Below are 20,641 nucleotides of genomic sequence, written 5' to 3' on the forward strand. Positions count from 1 at the left end.
TCACTACAAGCGTTAATTACACTTTCTTTAACCAGCTAAACATGGCGCGTAAATCTTTGCCGACTTCTTCAATGGGATGTTCGGCTTCTTGGCGGCGCATGGCGGTAAATCCTGGTTTACCAGATTGATTTTCTAAGACGAATTCGCGTGCAAATTGCCCAGATTGAATTTCGCTGAGAATCTTCTTCATTTCAGCTTTGGTGTTGGCGTTGACAACACGTGGTCCACGAGTGTAGTCGCCATATTCGGCTGTGTTAGAAATGCTATCACGCATTTCGGCTAGTCCACCTTCTACAACCAAATCAACAATCAGTTTAACTTCGTGGAGACATTCAAAGTAAGCCAATTCTGGTTGATAACCTGCTTCTACTAAGGTTTCAAATCCAGCTTTAATTAAGGCGCTTAAACCACCACACAATACGGCTTGTTCGCCAAATAAATCTGTTTCGGTTTCTTCGCGGAATGTGGTTTCCAGAATTCCGGCGCGTGTACCACCAATACCTCTAGCGTAAGCCATTGCGCGATCGCGTGCCTGACCACTAGCATTTTGATAAACTGCAAACAGGGCTGGTACGCCTTGTCCTTGTTCATAAGTCCGGCGCACCAAATGTCCAGGGCCTTTGGGTGCTACCATTACCACGTCTACGTTAGCAGGTGGTACTACTTGTCCAAAGTGAATATTAAAACCGTGGGCGAAGGCGACAACATTACCTTCTTGCAGATTTGGTTCAATTTCTTCTTTGTAAACTGTCTTTTGGACTTCATCAGGTAACAAAATCATGATGAAATCAGCAGCTTTCGCAGCATCCGCCACAGGTTTCACAGTTAAACCAGCTGCTTCGGCTTTTGCTGCTGACTTACTACCCGGATATAGTCCCACAATCACATTCAAACCACTATCTTTTAGATTCAAAGCGTGGGCATGACCTTGGGAACCATAGCCAATAATGGCAATTGTTTTTCCAGCCAAAAGGTCTAAATTGGCATCTTCGTCATAATACATCCGGGCCATAATATGCATCTCCTGTCAGCAGCATGGTCATTAATTAGCAGCTTTCGATCATACCTTAAATCAGTGGACAGTGAACAGTGAACAGTGATCACGCCGATTTGTCTCTGAACTGATAACTGATAACTGGTCAAGAAGTGGCTTGATCAATTTTTTGTACTTCTGCATCTGATAGTTTGACATTGACAGCAAGTACTGTGTCTTCAATGCTGGAAACTTGACTAGCGCCAGGAATAGGCAAAATACAGGGGGATTTGGAACGCAACCATGCCAAGACGATACAGTATAATGATACGCCTTTTTCTTGGGCTAATTGGGCGACCGCCTGAATATCTGGCAAGTTGGCATGACGACGCATTCCCCCAAAGGGACTCCAAGGTAAAAAGGTGATTTTTTCCTGTTCACAATATTGCAATACGCCATCGGTTTCTGGCTGTCTGTGCCAAGGACTGTATTGATTCTGCACAGAGACAATATCTACTACATCCCGTGCTTGTTTAATTTGCTCTACGGAAAAGTTAGAAACTCCCACAAATCGAATTAAACCGGCTTCTACAGCTTCTTTGGCTGGTGCTAGGGATGCTTCTATGGTGTAATTAGGATCTGGAGAATGGTATTGCCACAAATCAATGGGTTTGTCTCCTCCGAAAATTTCAAAGCTTTCACGAATGGTTTGGCGTAAATGTTCTGGTTTGCCGTTACGTCCCCAACTACCATCAGGTCGCATTAAACCGCCTTTGGTGGCGACAATGACTTGACTAATATCACCTTTGTAAGTTTTCAGGGCTTGGTGAATTAGTCGCTCGTTGTGGTGCTTATCTGATTCATCTTTGCAGTAAGAATCAGCAGTATCAATAAATGTCACCCCCAAATCCAAAGCCCGATGAATGACTGCAATTGATTGGGCTTCAGGAGGGCGATCATAAATTGACATAGGCATTCCACCCAAGCCGATTGTACTCACGTATACACCTGTATTTCCTAGTTGTTTGGTTTCCATGCTTCTAGTTTTAGTTTGCAGTACTATATTTATTAACTGCTGAGGAATTTTTGACAATTCATCTATGGGGTGGTTTATCGAATAGCAAGAAAGATCCCCGACGAATTGAAGGATACATCTGGCGAATAGGGGGTCTAACCCCCTAAAAAGGTTGAGAGCAGCAGGTAAGAAGATACATAGAGTGGAGTATCTGATGGTATTGGCGTATGACACTGCATCCAAAAAATGAATGGGAAATACCCTAATGAAATGGAGAGGACTAAAGTCCCCACTACAAACCTCTTTAACAAGGCATTAACGCATTTTGTCTTCCTAATACTTCCATATCCTCTGCATCTAACTCCACAGGAATACCACTGCGAATTAATTCGGAAAAATCTTCATTGGGAACCATGACAGTTAAAGTATATAAGCGATTCTTCCCTGTATTCTTAATTAAATGAGTGCCAGTTGGAGGTACTAATAAACTATCCCCGGCTTGAATTTGGACACTCTTACCATCACACATAGCTACCCCTTCCCCTTTGAGGACAAAAAACATTTCTACCGCCCATTGATGACGATTTGGTGGTGTTTGTCCACCTACATCAAAAATTTCGATGCAGGAAGTTAAAGAAGTATTAGCATTGATGGAATCAAAAATAATCGCCAACCGATTTGAGTCTTGTGGACTGATACGATATGTTTGATAGTCCTTGGGAGACTTGATAATAGGAATTACACATTTAGTAGCGTCCATAGATTCATCCCCTTACAATTGATAACGGTAAATACTCTCTACTCAGCACTCATCACATCTCTTTCCTTCTTCTTCCCTTCTTCCTTTGTGTACTTTGCGGTTAGTTCCTCATATATTCACACCACCCAATTAAGAAGAAAGCACTTTTAAAATCGCTTCTGAGTCAGTCACAAAACCAAAACATTGATTAACGTTGTATAATGTTGCCTGCCAACAATACTCAGGAGAAGTAGTAGCTGTGCAATTCTTAACTAAAATGCAGTCATATCCTAAAAAATTGGCATCACATAGGGTAGTCATCACACATTGATCAGCATTCACACCCCCAAATAATAGTGTCGTTCTTCCCAAGTTCCGCAGAATACTATCTAAAGGCGTATCCCAAAACCCACTCATCCGGTATTTATCCACACAGATGTCTTCTGGTAGCTGTTGCAGTTCATCTACTACTGCCGCCGCCCAACTACCCGCCATCAGGACTTTAGCACCATTGTTGGGCAGAGGATCACCCAATCCTACGCCGTCTCCTGTAGGGTTATAGACGTGCAGTAAACCAGCACTAATGTTGAGTAAGTCGGGACGATTTCCCCAGTTCAGCCAAATCACCGGCACATCCACAGCACGTAGTTTTGGCAGTAAACTATTTAAAGGTTCTATGGGTTGACGGGCTGGTGTCACATCCACACCAATATGCGCTAACCATCCATCAGGGTGACAGAAATCGTTTTGCATATCAATGATGACGATCGCAGTTTTTGCCAAGTCCAGGCGCAGAGTTTTAGTTTCCGTTGGTAAAATAACGGTTTGTGGGTACTTTGCAGGACGAGTAATATCTGCGAGCGCCTGATTCACAGTCCACGCATTTGGTTCAACTCCCAACGTCCGTAATGGCAGATTCATAAATTACAACACCCAACACAGTTCTTAAATTTGTAACTTGAATTGCTCCTGTTTGTTCGATTACTTAATTAAGGTTAAATAAAGTGGATTTTACGATTCAAAATGTTCTGATTGCCACCAACGACGATTATGCAACTGTAGATGTGCAGGTTGTCGATGGTAAAATAGCGGCGATCGCACCAAATTTAGATGTCATCGGTACTACCTTTGATGGTAGCAATAAACTATTACTCCCTGGTTTCGTTAACGCCCACACCCATTCATCAGAAATGTGGCAACGGGGGATTATGTCAATTTTCCCTTTAGAATTATGGCTAGCCGAATTATATGACTTTGCGCCCTTAGATTTAGAAAAAGTTTATCTGAGTGCTTTGGGAACAGCTGTAGAAACTTTACTTTCCGGTGGAACCAGTGTAGTAGACCATTTGGTGTTGACTCCTGGACAAGAATTAGAAACCATCGCCACTGCGGTACGTGCTTATCGAGAAGTGGGTATTCGGGCTTTTATTGCGCCCCTAATTCAAGATGAATCCCTCACAGCCGGTATCCCATCAGGGGAGTCAGTGCAGAACCATGAACCTTATTTTCGCTCAACTGCGGCGACATTAGAAATTATAGAAGCAGCGGTGGAGAAATTTCATCGTCCCGAAGAAGGTGTGAGTCTATTAGTTGCACCCACGGGGATACAATTGTGTAGTGATGCTTTATTTGAAGGCTGTATTGAATTAAGCGATCGCTATAATCTTTGTCGTCACTCCCATTTATTAGAAACCAAAGCCCAAGAAAAACTCGCCCAAGAAAAATACGGTTGTACTGCGGTTGAACATTTGCAACGGATTGGATATTTAGGCGATCGCACATCATTGGCACATTGTGTCTGGTTAAATGATCATGATATTCAAATTCTCGCCCAAACCCAATCAACAGTTGTCCATAATCCCTTGAGTAACCTGCGTTTAGGCAGTGGAATCGCCCCAATTTTAAAATATATTCAATCTGGCGTAAACGTAACTTTTGGCTGTGATGGAGCTTCTAGTAACGACTCCCAAGACTTGCTAGAAGCCATCAAAATCGGTTCTATCCTGCACAACATTACAGACTCAGACTATCAAAACTGGATCACACCCAGAAAATCTGTGGAAATGGCATCATTAGGAGGAGCAAAAGGACTAAATGTAGCTGACAAAATCGGTTCCCTTACCGTAGGTAAACAAGCCGATTTAGTACTTTATGACCTCAAAAGTTTATCATTACTTCCTCGCACAGATCCCATAGGTTTATTAGTATTAGGTCGCCCCACGAACGTTGTCCATAGTGCTTGGGTAAACGGGAAACAAATAATTAGCAATTATCAAATTGACACCATTGACGTAGATAACTTAAAACAAGAACTATTTAATCGTAGTCAGTGGGAAACAAAACGCAAATCTCAAACCGTCGCCCAAATAGAAACTCATTATCGCCACGTCATGGACTTATAACCCACACAAAAATTTCCTCCGCGCCCCTTTGCGTTAAAATCTTAAACTTGTTAACGCTTAAAATAACCCAACCGCCAATTATCTGGTTTCCGTAACTGATCCAGCTGACCTTCAGCAATTAACTTCAGAGCAATTCGAGTGTTTAAAAATCCCCTAATGATGGTGTAATTTTTTTCTTCATCAACTCCAGATGAAACCTTGCCAATATCCTGAAATCTGCCGCAATAAGTTCGATCTCCAGGGATGGTAACTGTGAATAAACCCTCACTTCGGTACTCACTAGGAATTAAAAATAAAGCGTAGACATTATGTGGACCACGCCAAGGTCGGACGACTAACTTATCAGGATGGGTGTAAGATTTTGCCTCTTGTTGTTTATGAAATCCCCATTGCTGACAGGTAATTAACGGACGTTTTTTCGAGATATAAGCAGAAATCTCAGAAAAACTCAGAACACTGAATAAGCTAAGTAAGAATAAGGTGTAAAGGATGATTTTTCTCACTTGTCAAATACTAAGCTAGTTCTTTAAGATTATATTTTAGCTAGTAAATCAAAAATGTGTCCCTTGTTAGTTACGTCTTTTTTTCTCCACACTCACACCTAAAGCCCTCAGTGATTGATTTTCCCGGCTTTGGCTGTGGGTGATATTTTTATAGACTTTAATACTGTTAATGTATTTTTTGAAGATTGAATAAAAATATTAAATTAAATCGGCTTCTTCAAATACCTGTCTTGTAGTTAATTCTAAACCAGGCAGGAGTGGATTCACAATCAGCATATTATCTGTATACACTTGACTCGAACCATCAGGTAAGAAAACTCTAATACTAACAGCTTCCGGGTCTACAACCCAAACGATGGATACACCCGCAGCTAAATAATCCTTCGCCTTCTCCTCAAATTCCTTTATAGTTTGGTCAGGTGAAATAATTTCAATTACCAATTCTGGAATCGCTGGACAAGCTTCATTGCGCTTCCAACTGGCGGGTAAACGTTCATAGGAAATATAAGTTAAATCAGGAACAGGAACCCAATCTTTACCTTGACGCTTTAAAATAACAGTCCATTCTGTACCTACTCTACCTTTGCCTTTACACCATAAACGAATTAATAACCCTAACGCTAGCTGTAAAGTTGAATGAAAAAATTTTGGAGACACTTTCGGGACGGCCTGACCATCAACAAACTCATAGTTTACATCGTTTTCTGGTAGGTTCAGAAATTCTTCTAGAGTCAGTGTTGTTCGAGTATTAACCATACTTTTATCCTACCCAGAGAAAAAGCGGGGAATGACAATCATTAAAATTTATACGCTATCACAGATGCGTTCGCGGAGCGCTGCTGTAAGCAGATCGCTTGACTGTTGCTAAATTAACAAAGAATATGAGAATTAAGCCAAGCTAGCTAAAATCGCTCATGATATCTAATTCTACTCGTTTCCCGGATGTTAAAAATCATTGGGCCAGCCTATTTATTGAAGAATTAGCGGCGCGTCGCATTTTAAATGGTTATCCTAATGGGACTTTTCGACCTGATAACTCAGTCACTCGTGCTGAATTTGCCGCTATACTTGGATCTGTATTTACAGTATCTGCCAAGCGTCAGTATGTCCCCTTTGCTGATGTTCCGGCTAATCACTGGGCGATAAATGCCATTAAAAAAGCTTACGAAACAGGGTTTCTCATCGGTTATCCTGACGGACGTTTTCGCCCCAATGACAGAATTTTCCGCAGCGATGTTTTAGTGGCTATGGTCAATGGTTTGGAAATGGCTGCTGCTGTCAAACCAGACTTGCTGAGTGAATTACCGGAAATCTATCAAGATGCAGAGAAAATTCCTGGCTATGCTAGAAGTCAAGTGGCGATCGCAACTAGAACTGAATTAGTAGCTAGTTATCCCAATGTCAAATTACTTAACCCCACTATAGCTGCAACTCGTGCAGAAGTGGCAGTTATGGTTTACCAAACTTTAGTTTATTTAGGTCAAGCTGATAAAATTAAATCAGACTATATCATACTTCCGCCAAAAATTGAACCCATTTCTCAAACAATTAGCTTGAATCATCGGCGAGAATTTCGGGGGGCGTGGGTGACAACAGTATGGAATAGTGATTGGCCTTCTAAAGCCGGACTTTCCACAGCAGAACAGCAAGCTGAATTTATCGAAATTGTCACTCGACTCCAAGCGCTGAATTTTAACGCCCTGATTTTACAGGTACGTCCAGAAGGCGATGCTTTGTATGCTTCCCAGTTAGAACCGTGGAGTGCTTGGTTGACAGGAACTCAAGGTACAGCACCACAACCATATTATGATCCTTTGGAGTTTGCGATCGCCGAATGTCACAAACGCAATATTGAACTTCATGCTTGGTTCAACCCCTACCGCGCCAAAACTAGCATCGCCGCCAGACCCAACGCCAGACCCCATATAGCTTTGACTAATCCTGAAGTCGTTTACCAATGGGGTAATCAACTATGGATGGACCCAGGAATCAAATTCGTCCAAGACAGGGCTTACAACGTGATCATGGATGTTGTGCGCCGCTATGATATTGATGCTGTTCACCTCGATGATTATTTTTATCCCTATCCTATCCGGGGTCAAGACTTCCCCGACGATAAAACCTATGCAACATATAGATCCGCAGGTGGTGGACTGAGTTTAGCAGACTGGCGACGGCAAAATGTTGATCAAATGGTATTGCGCCTATTTCAAGGAATTAAAGCCACAAAGCCCCACGTTAAATTCGGCATTAGTCCCTTTGGCATTTACCGACCAGGACAACCACCAGGAATCAATGGCTTAGATGCCTATAATGTCCTGTATGCTGATGCGAAAAAATGGTTAGAACAAGGCTGGGTAGATTACATAGCCCCTCAACTTTATTGGCGCATCGACCAAACAGCACAGAGTTATCCCGTCTTGCTGAAATGGTGGACAGAAATTAATCCTCAGCAGCGACATATATATGTAGGTAACAATCTTAGTCAACTCGATGGCAAAGCTTGGAAAAATGACGAAATTGACAAACAAGTGATCATTAGTCGCAACCTAGCCGCTAACTTGTCACTGGGTAATATTTTCTTTAGCATGAGTTCGATTAATCAAAATCGTCAGGGAATTGCTGACAGTTTCCGCAATTCCCTTTATACCACCCCGGCAATAGTACCCACTATGTCATGGCAAAATGCAACAGCACCAATACCACCCCATAGACTAGAAGTTAATAATCGCCGCCTCAGTTGGGACCCTGGTATTAATCAACCGGTTCGTTCTTGGACACTTTATCGGCAGACTGGTAACACTTGGATACTTCAACGAATATTGTCTGCTGGGACAACCTTCGCCACTGTCCAACAAGCCGGAAACTATGCAGTGTGTACAGTGGATAGGTTAGGGAACGAGAGTCAGGGTTTGATGATTACAGTCAATTAAATCAGTGAACAGTTATCAAGGTATAAGCTGGACATGAAACCAATCATATCTCTTGACTGATAACTTATAACTGTTAAAACTTGGTGTCCCCTGAACAATCAAATAAATGTAAACCTAACCGCCGGGAAAGTTCCTCACACACCTTGACTCCCCGGACACTATTACCACGCACATCTAACAATGGCGAAAATACACCAATGCCCATTTTGTGCGGTGCAACTGCTATAATTCCACCACAAACGCCACTTTTAGCCGGAATACCAACTGTATAAGCCCATTCACCCGAAAAGTTGTACATCCCGCAAGTGTACATGACGCTGAGAATATCTTTGATATGACGACTATCTACCGCTTGTTCGCCTGTAACCGGGTTAATACCTTTGTTAGCCAGAGTCGCCGCCATCATTGCTAAGTCTTGGCAATTCACGATCACAGCGCATTGCTGAAAGTAAAGATCCAAAACTTCTTCAATATTTTGGTCAATCATGCCAAAATTGAGCATTAAATGTGCGATCGCGCGGTTACGATGTCCCGTACTGCGTTCAGAGGTAAAAACAGAGATATCCACCAGTGCATCGCGTCCGGTATATCTCCGAAACATATCCAGCACCCGGTTTAAGCGTTCGGTTGCACCAGATCCTTTAATCAAACTGGTAGTAGCGATCGCACCTGCATTTACCATTGGGTTATAAGGTCGCTTCGATTGTTCATCGAGAATAATGGCGTTAAATGCGTCTCCTGTTGGTTCAACACCAACTCTAGTTAACACATAATCCCGTCCATGATCTTCTAAAGCCAGTCCATAAGCAAATACCTTAGAAATGGACTGGATGGTAAATTGCTGCTGATAATCCCCCACTTGGTAAATCTGTCCATCTACAGTCACAATACAAATGCTGAATAATTCTGGATTTACCTTCGCCAGTTCGGGAATATAGTTGGCTAATTTACCCTCTCTCTGGGACTTGTATTTGGAATACAACTCGTTGAGAACAGCTAAAAATGGTGCTGAGACGATTTCTAAATCTTCTGAATTTACTGGATTTGCCATAAAGCTGATAGGTTACTCTTAAAAATCATATTTGAGTCAATATGGCAAGCGAAAATGCCCGTATTTTTTGCTACACAGTTTTTCATGTACTCCTGCCAGCGTAGCTTTTTAGATTGTCTCATCATTGATTTTAATTTGTTGGCGAAAAATTTTTAGCTACCTAATAAGCTAAGTCTCTACCGTATATATAGTTAGTAAAAAAGCTAATTCTAATACTTAAGAAACTTTACATTTCAATATATTTACGTAAATAAGTTATAATAAATTAACTTCAAGCAAGAGGATAGCTGCTAGCTAATTGAAAATCCATAATTTCTGTAAGTCCTGATACAGAACATTTATAGTAAGACATCAAAGATTCATCAACTAAATTTGATGAAATAATTAGAGAAAATTCCGCGTTAAATATATTGAATTGTTATCTACATCATTTAATAAAATTATATGTACCGTAAACTACATTTAAAGCTCAGAAGTCTTACAGCTAATTAAAAATTGTCAAAATATTAAATTTTCGTATTAAAAATTTTATTAATTGAAAAAAACGTTACATAGTCAAAATCCTCAGTCAAGAACGGTTCTGCCCTAAAAATTGAAATTGAAATTGAATTAATTGATGTATATCTACGCTAAAACCCTGATCCCCAAGCTCAAAGGTTCATGTTAATGTGTTGCAGTTAATAAACAAAAAGTGAGAGCAGAACAAGTTCGAGTTATTAAGAATACGTCACTTTGAGTGGCGAAAATCCTACGAACTTAGACACTCTTGTTCTATAGTCGCTTTAAAAATCGGACGCATGAATCAAAGATATTTGTGGACTATTGTCGCCCTGTTTCTGACTGCTGTGGGTATGCCCTTAGCCGGTCACACTCAAACTACTATGGCAAAAGAAGCTACTCCAGCTTCTCAAAAATCATCGGTTAGTCATGCCGTTAAAGTAGGAGAGTTTCAAACCTCAGCAGGGAAAACTACCTCGGATGTTTTGATTACAAACATTCATTCTCACAACATCGGGGATCGTAAGGCGGCAACCCTGTTTATCAAAAACATTCCAGTTCTCACCTTCTTGAGTTCGCAGCCAGTTGCGAGTGTTGAGACAAAAGTTGGTGTAATTGGAGATAATGAGGGACAACAGTCGTATGCCCTAATTGCGGGTAACTCAGCCGAGTTAACCAATATCGGAAGTTTTACGAATGCAAGAAACCAAAAGAAATCGCTTCATGATGACCCGGTGAAGAGAGCTGGTTTAATCGCCGCTAGTATTAACCAGATAGTCCGAAACAGTGAGGACGCGGAAAAAATTACCGTTAGTTGGAAGGGTGAGGGCAAATCTACAGCCAATCAAGCCCAGAACAAAAGTGCCTCTGTCCAACAACAGCCCAAGGAACGGTATACGATCAAAATTAATGACCAAGAATTGGTAGAAATCAATGCCAAAACCATCCTAGCAGGTACTACCGATAATCTTGCCCAAGACGCATTACAAGCAACCAATCGCTTGCGGAGACTGATTGGCGATGCATCTCCCATCAATGAAATTGCTGGTTTACCAGAACCCACCAGAATTTCTCTACCACCACAGGGACAGCAAATCGCCGGCAATAGAAGACTCAGTTTCCGTGGCATAGCTTCCTTTTACGGTCGCGGTTTCGCTGGCAGACCGACTGCAACTGGTGAGAGATTTAATCCCGAAGCCATGACTGCTGCCCATCGTAGCTTACCCTTTGGTACGCGAGTCCGGGTCACAAACACCCGCAATGGTCGTTCTGTAGTGGTGCGAATCAATGACCGTGGCCCATTCATTCGGGGTCGAGTCATCGATATATCTACTGGTGCAGCTAGAGCAATAGGTATGATCAGCAGTGGTCTTGCACCAGTGAAAATTGAAGTTCTGGGTAGATAATTCTTCAGGCTAGGACAAAGGGGAGTAAAGAAGCAGGGGAGCGGGGAGCAGGGAGCAAGGGGGAGTTAGAAATTACTTTAAACTCCGGTTACTTAACAACCGTTCCTCTTCTCCCCTGCCCCCGTTCCTCTTCTCCCCTGCCTCTTCTCCCCAATTCCCCTAGTTCAATACCCTTTCCCCCTATTTCAGATATAAACTAACGGGTGAGAGGCTTAGAAAGAACTAGGGGAATTTTGTGCGCCTGCTGACAACAGTTGCAGCTTTACGCTGCTATTTAACTAAACGCTGTTCAAAAAATCAGCTGACGGTTCCAGAAGATTTGGGACTAGATGAGATAACTAGCTGGTACCAAACGGCTGTTGGATTGGTGCCAACGATGGGAGGATTACATCAAGGTCATTTGAGCTTGATTAACAGAGCTAGGCAAGAAAATTCTACGGTGATTGTCAGTATTTTTGTCAATCCCTTGCAATTTGGTCCTCATGAGGATTATGAACGTTATCCCCGGACTTTAGAGTTAGACCAACAATTCTGTATACAAGCACGAGTAGATGCGATTTTTGCACCCACTCCGGAAGAAATGGGTGTTCCTCAGAAAAGTCTTCAAGAATCTCAAGTTACACAAGTAACGCCTCCATCTGCTATGATGTTAGGTTTGTGTGGACGTTCTCGGACAGGTCACTTTCAGGGTGTAGCAACGATTGTTACCAAGCTTTTAAATTTGGTACAACCCGACCGAGCCTACTTTGGACAAAAAGATGGTCAACAACTAGCTATTATTAGACGGCTGGTGGCTGATTTGAATTTGCCAGTAGAAATTGTTGCTTGTCCTACGGTGCGGGAAGCTTCGGGTCTGGCTTTAAGTTCTCGTAACGAATATTTGACTGCACAAGAAAAAGAGCAAGCAGCAGTTTTATATCGAGGTTTACGCCAAGGGTCAGCTGCATTCAAGGCTGGTGTTCGTGACAGTAGCGAGCTGATAGCAGTGGTACAGCGAGAACTGGCAAAGGTTAGTAATCTAATCGTGGAATATATTGAATTGGTGGAACCGACTACGTTAATGTCTTTAGAAACAGTTGAGGAAGAAGGAATGCTGGCGATCGCAGCTCGTCTTGGTTCGACACGTTTGATTGATAATATTATCTTGAGCGATCGTCAACCCATCATCGCTATTGATGGACCAGCAGGGGCTGGTAAGTCCACAGTGGCTCGTCAAGTAGCAACAAACCTCGGTCTAGTGTATCTAGATACAGGAGCCATGTACCGCGCTGTGACTTGGCTGGTGCTACAACAGGGTATTGCCATTAATGATGAATGTGCTATTGGGGAATTGGTCAGTCAGTGTAACATTGAACTTACCCCCAGCCATGATCTACAATCTCCTGTCAGGGTTTGGATTAATGGTACTGATGTGACTCAGGCAATTCGGACAATTGAGGTGACATCCCAAGTATCAGCAATAGCTGCACAAAGCGCTGTGCGTCAAGCACTCGTTAAACAACAGCAAAGCTGGGGTAAAAAAGGTGGTTTAGTCGCGGAAGGTCGAGACATTGGGACTCATGTCTTTCCCGATGCTGAAGTTAAAATATTCTTAACTGCTTCAGTCAGTGAACGCGCCCATCGTCGTCAGCAAGACTTCAAAGAACAGGGTCAATCCGACGTGAACTTAGAGCAGCTTAAACAGGATATCGCCGAACGTGACTGGAAAGACAGCACTCGTAAAGTTTCCCCTTTACAAAAAGCAGCAGATGCAGTTGAAATCCAGTCTGATGGTCTTAACGTCTCTGAAGTCACAGCCCAAATCGTTAATTACTACCAACAACGCTTATCTCAGGTGTAGTTACTGTAATTTAATATAGCGGTTTTCATAAGAGTGAGAAAAGTATTGATAGCTTGAGGTCATTGATGTAGGGGCGGGTTTACAGATATGCTCAATTACCAATAATAATTTTCATAAACCCGCCCCTACTTGCTCTATACTCAGCACCCTGCTCAACTCCCCGCTAATAGCACTCAGCACTTTAGATATAATGGTGAGCAGTTCCAACTCACCGTTACAGAAATTTGGCTGAAATACAACAGTATTTTGTCGGAATCCTCCCTTTGGTAGTAGAATAACGGTGTTAAGTTTTATATCCTTTAATACTTGGATATACGACGCATACGCATAAGACCTGTCGTTTCCTAAGTTGCTACAACAGCTTGAAACGGGAAAACACTAAAGAGAGGATTTCATAAAATGGCATTTACACAGCCCCCCTTACCTTACGATTTTAATGCTCTAGAAGCTTATGGCATGAAGGGTGAAACCTTTGAGTATCACTATGGCAAACATCATGCAGCTTATGTTACCAACTTAAATAAGCTAACTGACGGTACAGAACTGGCTGACAAGTCTCTAGAAGAAGTAATCCAAACTGCCTTTAAAGACTCCTCGAAAATGGGAATCTTTAATAATGGCGCTCAAGTTTGGAATCACAGCTTTTTCTGGAATTGCTTAAAGCCCGCAGGTGGTGGCGCGCCCACCGGTGACTTAGCAGCCAAGATCAATCAAGATTTTGGGAGCTTCGACAAATTCAAAGAAGAATTTTCTAACGCGGCTGCAACTCAGTTCGGTAGTGGTTGGGCTTGGTTAATTGATGATTGTGGGACTCTGAAGGTGATGAAGACACCAAATGCAGAAAACCCCTTAGCTCATGGCAAAAAAGCACTCTTAACATTGGATGTCTGGGAACACGCCTACTACATCGATCATAGAAATGCTCGTCCTGCTTTCATCAAGAACTTCTTAGAGCAGTTGGTAAATTGGGACTTTGCTGCTGAAAATTTTGCTAAAGCATAATCATCTGTCAGTCTATCCATGATTTCCATGCTGGCTGATTCCAGATATTTCAAGCGGTAAAAGTTAATTGACAAACACTGCAAGCAGTCACGACTAGATCGTGGCTGTTTTTGCTTACTCATGTATCCTAAAAAGCAAAGCTCTAGATCAAAAATATGGATAGTACAGAACTAGCAAAATACCTAGAATCAACAAACAGCATTGCCAAACCTTGGCTATTGGTGCAGCTGCGGCTCAAAAAGTTACAAGAACGCCAAGCTAGTATTTCTGAAGACACTTACGCCAATGAGTTGGCAGACATTCACGAAGATTTGATGCATTTGGGCGAATGGTGGCGTGGTCTGGAAGAGGAAGTCTTTTAGTGGCTCCTTGACTATGGACTATGAACTATGGACTAATGACTAATGACTCATGACTCATGACTGACGACTATGGATTATCGGGATGCTGGGGTTGATGTTGAGGCAGGTAGAGCCTTTGTAGACCAAATTCGCAATTTAGTTCACAGTACTTTTAGACCGGGAGTAATTGGTGGACTAGGTGGTTTTGGTGGTTGCTTCCAACTACCAGGGGGTTTTAAAGAACCAGTGTTGGTTTCTGGGACGGATGGTGTGGGAACAAAGCTGAAAATTGCTCAGGTTCTCAACCGACATGATACTGTGGGCATTGATTTAGTGGCGATGTGTGTGAATGATGTGTTGACATCAGGTGCAGAACCACTGTTTTTTTTAGATTATGTAGCTACCAGTAAGTTAGAACCAGAACAACTAACTCAGGTAGTAGCGGGGATAGCCTCTGGGTGTAGGTTGGCGGGTTGCGCTTTATTGGGAGGAGAAACCGCAGAAATGCCGGGTTTCTACCAAATGGGTGAGTATGATTTGGCTGGGTTCTGTGTAGGAATTGTGGAAAAAAGCCAGATGTTGGATAGTTCTCAGGTGCAAATTGGAGATGTAGCGATCGCACTTCCTAGCACTGGTGTACACAGCAATGGCTTGAGTTTAGTCCGAAAAATTGTGGAATCCAAATCATTGTCTTGGGATGAACGCCCACAATTATTAGGTGGTGAAAGCATCGCAGAAGCTTTTCTCAAACCGACAAAAATTTATGTCAAGCCTGTTCTCGCAGCGCGTCAAGCTGACTTAGAAATTCATGGTATGGCTCATATTACAGGTGGTGGCTTACCAGAAAATTTACCCAGATGTTTAGGTGAAAATCAAAGCATTCAAATTCACCCCAAGAGTTGGACTATTCCGCCGATATTCCAGTGGCTAGCTGAAGTCAGCTCAGTTAATGCCGAAGCTATGTACAATACTTTCAATATGGGAGTTGGTTTTGTGCTGTTAGTACCACCCCATCAAGTAGAACAGACAATCACCTTTTTTAAATCACAGAATATTTCCGCTTTGGCAATTGGTGAAGTAATTACAGGTTCAGGAGAATTAACAGGTTTGCCCTTTTAGCATAAGTTCTGTTCTCGTGCAATCCACCTACAATTAGATCCAGGATTTTACATACGTATATCCTTGTAGAGACGCGATTCATCGCGTCTAATAAATTTAATGATTCATCGCGTTTGAGCAATTCCGTAGTCCAAGATGTCCAAGAAAATTTTTTACTAGCTTTATATAAGCAATTGGAAATACTCATGACCATCAGCATTGAGATTTGCTAAGGTAGTCTTAACATATTGAAAAATTTGGCTAATAAGGCAGAGCGCATAACTACTGACACTTTTAAGTGCTGGAGTTATTGTCACCTCTAAGTGTGAGGTGTCGGTGTATGGAGAATCAAGTATTTTCATTTATAAAAAATTATGGTTGTAAATTTGGCTCGGACATCTACGAACGTAGACATTTTAAGGCAAGTCTTCCAGAGTGTTGATGCCCAAAGCTGTCCTACTGTATTCAATTTTCATCTGCATACTGTCCACTCAGATGGCAAATTGCAACCAAGTACATTGATGGAACAAGCGATCGCCATCGGATTACAAGGATTAGCGATTACAGACCATCATAGTCTTGGAGGGTATCAAGCAGCACAAAGTTGGTTAGAAAACTGGAAATGGAGAAATTCCAATGACAACACTCCTTACTTATGGAGTGGGGTAGAAATTAATGCCAACCTTTTAGATGTTGAAGTTCATATTTTGGCTTACGCCTTTGAGCCATTCCATCATAGCCTCAAACCCTATTTGCAAAGAAAACCGACTACAGGTAAAGAATATCAAGCACATAACGTCATTGCTGCCATCCAGAAAGCCGGGGGATTAGCAGTTTTAGCTCATCCAGCTCGTTATAAGCGATCGCACTTTGACTTAATTCCGGCGGCGGTGGAACGGGGAATTGACGGTGTAGAAACTTTCTACGCTTACAAAAACCCCAAACCTTGGACACCAAGTGTTTTGGAAACACAACAGGTACAACAGTTAGCCGATGAATATCAACTCTTTAATACCTGTGGTACTGATACTCACGGTTTAAGTCTGCTACAAAGGTTGTAAAGATAAATAAACTTTGATTAACAGTTTGGGTATTAGTAGCCAAAACGCTACGAAGGATTAAAATGGAATATGGTCTAAACAAGCACTGCCCACCAGCAACGCCATACTTATTCCCCATCCTGATAAACTTGTTTAGCAAAGCACTTTTGACAGTCTAAAACAATGGAAGCATCTGCTAATTTCGACTTTGAGGACGATAAATTTAACGCCCCTCCTTCTCAAATCATCCCCTGGTGTCAGATGATTAATCCTCGCTATGGCACAGAGGGTATGCAGCCCCACGGTTTGGCGATTAAATTGGATAATGCCAATGCTGTAGGTTTTAAGCCGGATGACAATTGGCAACAGGTAGAGCATGAATTTAGCTCTGGAGTGGAAACAGTTTTTATTAGTAATACGCCAAAATTAGTCATAGTTCGCCGGGGGCCTTTATCTGTTAAAGACAGGGAAACTGGTAACAAACTTGGTACTCTTAAAGAAAATTACGATGCTTTTTTAGCAGATAAACTTAAATTTAAAACCTTTACTCGCTACCTAATTTACTTAGTAGGAGAAAATAAAAAGTTTCTGCACGACTCTCCATTACAATTAACTCTTAACGGCGCAGCCGGAGCAAGTTTCAGTAAAACTTACTGTGAGTTTCAACAAGGAAGAGTGATCAGTGGATTCGTCGCTGAACTAGAAAGAGCTTATGCGCTATATCGCCAGCAACCTATTTCACCAAAAGGCTCGTTATTTCATGCACATGGCATTTTCTGCCCGATTATTGAGTGCGAAGAACGAGGCATTGAACCAAATACTGTCATGGTAGCTTCCACAGTGGACTACAAGCATCCCACTGTCGGGACATTAACTGAATACCTCATTGCTTCAGATTCTGTTGAATCGGCAATGATCTGCAAGACTTTTGAAGAACACAAAGAATTTGGTAAGGAAGCTATCAAGGTCGAAGCACCTAAATTGGCAGCAGTTGGTGTTTCTAGTTCTTATATTTACGCCGATGAAGACGATTATCCCCCTTACTAGGGCGTAGGGAGAAGAAGCAAGGGGGCAGGAAGAGGAAGCAGGGGGGCAGGGAGAAGAAGCAGGGGGGAGTTAGACATTACTTGAAACTTCCGGTTACTTCACAACCGTTCCTCTTCTCTTCCTGCCCTGTGCCTCTGAATCATTCCCTATCTTTTTAGTAGTAGGGTGTGTTGTCGCGTAGCGCAACGCACCATCTTCAATTCTCAGTGCGTTACAGCGCTTCCGGCTATTATGCAATACAGTTTTCTCCTTGTCCCTCTCCTATCATAGCTTTCAGCTTTTGGTATGTACCTCATAGCTGCCGGAAGTGCGGTATGGACTAGCGTCCATAACGCACCCTACTGGATTGATCATTCCTTATTTCTTCAGTAGTAAATAATACAGTAAACCGTTACCACCTGTAACGCCAGCGCGATCGCCTGCGACTTTACCAGAACCCATGAAATAATCGACCCTACCCGGCCCTCTGATGGCGCTACCTGTATCCTGATCGAGTACAAAGCGGCTCACAGTCCGATATTCCAACTGGCCATTGCTGGTGGCGTAAGGAAGTGAAGTATGAACCAGTGCTAGTGCGCCCGGAGGCATGAGAGACTTATCTGTAGCAATGGAACGCTCTGCTGTAACTGGGACATTAATACTACCAGTAGCTGGTCTACCGGCATTTTCTTGGAAGAAGACAAATCTTTCCCATCTGGGGAGATAATTAGTCATTTCCTGGGGATAACTCTGGAAAAAATTCATGATCCCCGGCATATTTAATTGATTTGCCGCTAACTTGCCATCCTTAGACAGTTGGCCGCCGATACTAGTCCAGGGGTAATCTGTGCCACCCGCAAAGCCCACAGAGGTTTTCGTACCATCAGTTAACTCAATTTGGGCAGAACCTTGGATATGTACCATGTATGCGTCGAAGCGATCGCGGAACCATAGCATTTCTAAACCACGTAACTGGCTTCTCTCCCCTAGTAAACCGTCTTGACCTTCCAAATCAACACGTTTGGGGTGAGGTTTTGCCCATTGATCAAAATCGGGTGGTCTTCTATACAAGGGATATTTATATTCTTCCGTCTTGACACGGCTAGCAGTATAAATAGGCTCAAAATAAGCAGTAAACTTCACAGTCCCCTTACCATCATTGCCCACAGACTGATAAAAGGTGAACTCTCGCCGGACAGCCGCTTGCAATTCGGCTGGAGATTTTGAATTTACCACTAATTGACGGAAACGGATTAAACTACGACGCACCCGATCATGAGTAATTCCCCGAACTGGATACTTTTTATAGGCTTCGATGACGCTATTTCTTGACAAATAACTTAAACTATGGTCAATAGCAGTCAACAAAGCCTGGCGATCGCCACCGCCAGAGTTACCGATTTGATTCCAAAGTTGCTCATCCCAACCCAAGCAAGCGTGTCTGGGAGTACAATTATTGCCCAGATTGAGGGGTTTAAGGGGGACTGGCGGCTGTATTTGAGCTTGGGTGATTACTGATGAAGGTCTAGGAACCTGAGCGACAGCTGACCAGAGAGTATTTATAAAGACAATTCCCAAACTCAGGGAAACCAAAGCAAGGCTTTTTCTCATGATTTAGTTGAATCTTTCAACGCTAGAGCTAAAAACTGGTTCTACCCGGATTGCGACAATCCGACTTGGGCGTACTACTAAGTATTCCTGCTGAATATTCTTGATTGGTACGTTAATTAATTCATTAGAATCAAACTTAGGCATCAGCGAACCGCTATACCACTTTTGAAAATCTTGAAAGGTGGCAAAACGCACTTCTTCCCTGTGACCGCCTTCCAATAAAAGGTGTACTGCAAATTCATTTGGTGTTCTAGGCATAAAATTGAATCATTTAAAACATATCCAACTCATTGTTAACCACCGAACGCCACAATGAAAAGGGTAAGCATACGGGAGCAAGAGTTGCTTTTTGGCATAATTTTCAATTAATCACGCATCACTCCTCGCTTTTGGCCTTTACTTTCACATCTAGACGGCCTTCAGTTTTACCAGTTCCCTAAAAATTCACCAAACTATTTGCGGTTCAAATGCTAGCGCACACAAATTCAACCTAGAAACATATATTTTGACTTCATGTCTCTAAGTTTGTGGTTTTTTGACTGGATTACCCGCAACGCGAATTAATACTGTTGAGGCCCCTTAGCATCACATTCCTTATTCAAACACCGTTCGAGCAGTCCAATTCGCCAGCTATGGGCAAAACGACGAGGATTTAATTCTAATTTGGAATCGGCACTAAATAAGGGTTGGTTCAGATACTGCCAAAAAGGAAATTTAATCTTGTTGTGTTGTGCGGACATAAAAGGAACAAAATAGTATAAATAAAAGCGCTGCGGCAGAGTAGTGGGCAGGTTGTGTGAGAACTGCCAGATACTGATTCCCTAGTTTAAGATGACATGATACATATTCAGTTGTCTTGGTGGCAATTGCGGAATCTTAGTTAAATATTTCTGTCAGGTTGGCTAGACTGGCTATGACACTAAAAGTTCCTCCTAGAGTCTACACAGATTTTTTTTGCCAGGTTAATTCAATTGCTCGAATCTATAATAAATGCAAAAGCAAGCTCCCGCCAAATTTGAAGCTATAGCAGAAGCCTGAAAGTCCTCTTCCTGAAGGCTACGGTGTACACACAAATGATTGAATTACCCCAAATCTCTTGTTGTAGTTGTAGGGTGTGTTGTCGCGTAGCGCAACGCACCATCCTAAATTTCGGTGCGTTAGGA

At 42.4% G+C, this 20,641-nt stretch carries 19 protein-coding genes; 9 read left to right on the plus strand and 10 right to left on the minus strand.

The features are described from left to right. Positions 1–16: 16 nt before the first annotated feature. From ilvC to ACM0OW_RS11050, 4 genes are all read right to left on the minus strand, one after another. Complete coding sequence (gene ilvC, locus ACM0OW_RS11035) at positions 17–1,012, minus strand: ketol-acid reductoisomerase (RefSeq protein WP_414550104.1); 996 nt, start codon at positions 1,010–1,012, stop codon at positions 17–19. A gap of 127 nt (positions 1,013–1,139) precedes the next feature. Continuing rightward, positions 1,140–2,009 (minus strand): aldo/keto reductase, encoded by an 870-nt coding sequence (locus ACM0OW_RS11040; protein ID WP_414550105.1) that lies wholly within the window; start codon positions 2,007–2,009, stop codon positions 1,140–1,142. Between the two features lie 283 nt (positions 2,010–2,292). Next, complete coding sequence (locus ACM0OW_RS11045; protein WP_414550106.1) at positions 2,293–2,748, minus strand: cupin domain-containing protein; 456 nt, start codon at positions 2,746–2,748, stop codon at positions 2,293–2,295. Positions 2,749–2,877: 129 nt separating this feature from the next. Beyond that, positions 2,878–3,648 carry a cysteine hydrolase family protein gene (locus ACM0OW_RS11050; protein ID WP_414550107.1) on the minus strand — a complete coding sequence of 257 codons (771 nt, stop codon included), beginning with the start codon at positions 3,646–3,648 and terminating at the stop codon, positions 2,878–2,880. An 83-nt stretch (positions 3,649–3,731) separates the two neighbouring features. Here ACM0OW_RS11050 and ACM0OW_RS11055 point away from each other — a divergent pair, with 83 nt between their 5' ends. After that, complete coding sequence (locus ACM0OW_RS11055; RefSeq protein ID WP_414550108.1) at positions 3,732–5,129, plus strand: amidohydrolase; 1,398 nt, start codon at positions 3,732–3,734, stop codon at positions 5,127–5,129. A 50-nt stretch (positions 5,130–5,179) separates the two neighbouring features. Here ACM0OW_RS11055 and ACM0OW_RS11060 read toward each other — a convergent pair whose 3' ends face one another. Beyond that, positions 5,180–5,632, minus strand: coding sequence for a hypothetical protein (locus ACM0OW_RS11060; RefSeq protein WP_414550109.1), 453 nt, complete (start codon positions 5,630–5,632; stop codon positions 5,180–5,182). A gap of 198 nt (positions 5,633–5,830) precedes the next feature. Next, complete coding sequence (locus tag ACM0OW_RS11065) at positions 5,831–6,388, minus strand: Uma2 family endonuclease (RefSeq protein ID WP_414550110.1); 558 nt, start codon at positions 6,386–6,388, stop codon at positions 5,831–5,833. A 158-nt stretch (positions 6,389–6,546) separates the two neighbouring features. Between ACM0OW_RS11065 and ACM0OW_RS11070 the strand changes: the two genes are divergently transcribed. Continuing rightward, positions 6,547–8,565: a glycoside hydrolase family 10 protein gene (locus ACM0OW_RS11070; RefSeq protein ID WP_414550112.1), complete on the plus strand. Its 2,019-nt coding sequence runs from the start codon at positions 6,547–6,549 to the stop codon at positions 8,563–8,565. A 73-nt stretch (positions 8,566–8,638) separates the two neighbouring features. Here the strand turns inward: ACM0OW_RS11070 and glsA are convergent, their stop codons facing one another. Further along, positions 8,639–9,616 carry a glutaminase A gene (gene glsA / locus ACM0OW_RS11075; RefSeq protein WP_414550113.1) on the minus strand — a complete coding sequence of 326 codons (978 nt, stop codon included), beginning with the start codon at positions 9,614–9,616 and terminating at the stop codon, positions 8,639–8,641. A 797-nt stretch (positions 9,617–10,413) separates the two neighbouring features. Here glsA and ACM0OW_RS11080 point away from each other — a divergent pair. The 7 genes from ACM0OW_RS11080 (at position 10,414) to ACM0OW_RS11110 (ending at position 17,888) form a co-directional block, all read left to right on the plus strand. After that, the gene (locus ACM0OW_RS11080) at positions 10,414–11,520 is read left to right on the plus strand and encodes a septal ring lytic transglycosylase RlpA family protein (protein WP_414550114.1); all 1,107 of its coding nucleotides are present in this window, start codon (positions 10,414–10,416) and stop codon (positions 11,518–11,520) included. Positions 11,521–11,755: 235 nt separating this feature from the next. Next, on the plus strand, positions 11,756–13,360 hold the full coding sequence (locus tag ACM0OW_RS11085) for a bifunctional pantoate--beta-alanine ligase/(d)CMP kinase (RefSeq protein WP_414550115.1): 1,605 nt from the start codon (positions 11,756–11,758) through the stop codon (positions 13,358–13,360). 399 nt (positions 13,361–13,759) lie between these two features. Then, positions 13,760–14,362 carry a superoxide dismutase gene (locus ACM0OW_RS11090; RefSeq protein ID WP_414550116.1) on the plus strand — a complete coding sequence of 201 codons (603 nt, stop codon included), beginning with the start codon at positions 13,760–13,762 and terminating at the stop codon, positions 14,360–14,362. A 155-nt stretch (positions 14,363–14,517) separates the two neighbouring features. Beyond that, positions 14,518–14,724: a hypothetical protein gene (locus ACM0OW_RS11095; protein ID WP_414550117.1), complete on the plus strand. Its 207-nt coding sequence runs from the start codon at positions 14,518–14,520 to the stop codon at positions 14,722–14,724. Positions 14,725–14,793: 69 nt separating this feature from the next. After that, complete coding sequence (gene purM, locus ACM0OW_RS11100) at positions 14,794–15,822, plus strand: phosphoribosylformylglycinamidine cyclo-ligase (protein WP_414550118.1); 1,029 nt, start codon at positions 14,794–14,796, stop codon at positions 15,820–15,822. 353 nt (positions 15,823–16,175) lie between these two features. Further along, positions 16,176–16,862 carry a PHP domain-containing protein gene (locus ACM0OW_RS11105; RefSeq protein ID WP_414550119.1) on the plus strand — a complete coding sequence of 229 codons (687 nt, stop codon included), beginning with the start codon at positions 16,176–16,178 and terminating at the stop codon, positions 16,860–16,862. Positions 16,863–17,024: 162 nt separating this feature from the next. Then, complete coding sequence (locus tag ACM0OW_RS11110) at positions 17,025–17,888, plus strand: DUF5895 domain-containing protein (RefSeq protein WP_414550120.1); 864 nt, start codon at positions 17,025–17,027, stop codon at positions 17,886–17,888. Positions 17,889–18,245: 357 nt separating this feature from the next. Here the strand turns inward: ACM0OW_RS11110 and ACM0OW_RS11115 are convergent, their stop codons facing one another. The 3 genes from ACM0OW_RS11115 to ACM0OW_RS11125 form a co-directional block, all read right to left on the minus strand. Continuing rightward, a complete protein-coding gene (locus ACM0OW_RS11115; RefSeq protein ID WP_414550121.1) occupies positions 18,246–19,478 on the minus strand; it encodes a murein transglycosylase A in 1,233 nt (410 codons plus the stop codon). A 3-nt stretch (positions 19,479–19,481) separates the two neighbouring features. Beyond that, positions 19,482–19,736, minus strand: a complete 255-nt coding sequence (locus tag ACM0OW_RS11120; protein WP_414550122.1) for a hypothetical protein — start codon at positions 19,734–19,736, stop codon at positions 19,482–19,484. A gap of 302 nt (positions 19,737–20,038) precedes the next feature. Then, positions 20,039–20,218 carry a hypothetical protein gene (locus tag ACM0OW_RS11125; RefSeq protein WP_414550123.1) on the minus strand — a complete coding sequence of 60 codons (180 nt, stop codon included), beginning with the start codon at positions 20,216–20,218 and terminating at the stop codon, positions 20,039–20,041. Between the last annotated feature and the right edge of the window lie 423 nt (positions 20,219–20,641).

Source organism: Anabaena sp. CCY 0017, assembly GCF_963920885.1.
Lineage (GTDB): Bacteria > Cyanobacteriota > Cyanobacteriia > Cyanobacteriales > Nostocaceae > Nodularia.

Excerpts from the sequence above, each read along its gene's own strand:
- ilvC (WP_414550104.1), bottom strand. The coding sequence starts at position 1,012 with ATGGCCCGGATGTATTATGACGAAGATGCCAATTTAGACCTTTTGGCT.
- ACM0OW_RS11040 (WP_414550105.1), bottom strand. The coding sequence starts at position 2,009 with ATGGAAACCAAACAACTAGGAAATACAGGTGTATACGTGAGTACAATC.
- ACM0OW_RS11045 (WP_414550106.1), bottom strand. The coding sequence starts at position 2,748 with ATGGACGCTACTAAATGTGTAATTCCTATTATCAAGTCTCCCAAGGAC.
- ACM0OW_RS11050 (WP_414550107.1), bottom strand. The coding sequence starts at position 3,648 with ATGAATCTGCCATTACGGACGTTGGGAGTTGAACCAAATGCGTGGACT.
- ACM0OW_RS11065 (WP_414550110.1), bottom strand. The coding sequence starts at position 6,388 with ATGGTTAATACTCGAACAACACTGACTCTAGAAGAATTTCTGAACCTA.
- ACM0OW_RS11070 (WP_414550112.1), top strand. The coding sequence starts at position 6,547 with ATGATATCTAATTCTACTCGTTTCCCGGATGTTAAAAATCATTGGGCC.
- glsA (WP_414550113.1), bottom strand. The coding sequence starts at position 9,616 with ATGGCAAATCCAGTAAATTCAGAAGATTTAGAAATCGTCTCAGCACCA.
- ACM0OW_RS11080 (WP_414550114.1), top strand. The coding sequence starts at position 10,414 with ATGAATCAAAGATATTTGTGGACTATTGTCGCCCTGTTTCTGACTGCT.
- ACM0OW_RS11090 (WP_414550116.1), top strand. The coding sequence starts at position 13,760 with ATGGCATTTACACAGCCCCCCTTACCTTACGATTTTAATGCTCTAGAA.
- ACM0OW_RS11095 (WP_414550117.1), top strand. The coding sequence starts at position 14,518 with ATGGATAGTACAGAACTAGCAAAATACCTAGAATCAACAAACAGCATT.
- purM (WP_414550118.1), top strand. The coding sequence starts at position 14,794 with ATGGATTATCGGGATGCTGGGGTTGATGTTGAGGCAGGTAGAGCCTTT.
- ACM0OW_RS11105 (WP_414550119.1), top strand. The coding sequence starts at position 16,176 with ATGGTTGTAAATTTGGCTCGGACATCTACGAACGTAGACATTTTAAGG.
- ACM0OW_RS11110 (WP_414550120.1), top strand. The coding sequence starts at position 17,025 with ATGGAAGCATCTGCTAATTTCGACTTTGAGGACGATAAATTTAACGCC.
- ACM0OW_RS11115 (WP_414550121.1), bottom strand. The coding sequence starts at position 19,478 with ATGAGAAAAAGCCTTGCTTTGGTTTCCCTGAGTTTGGGAATTGTCTTT.
- ACM0OW_RS11120 (WP_414550122.1), bottom strand. The coding sequence starts at position 19,736 with ATGCCTAGAACACCAAATGAATTTGCAGTACACCTTTTATTGGAAGGC.
- ACM0OW_RS11125 (WP_414550123.1), bottom strand. The coding sequence starts at position 20,218 with ATGTCCGCACAACACAACAAGATTAAATTTCCTTTTTGGCAGTATCTG.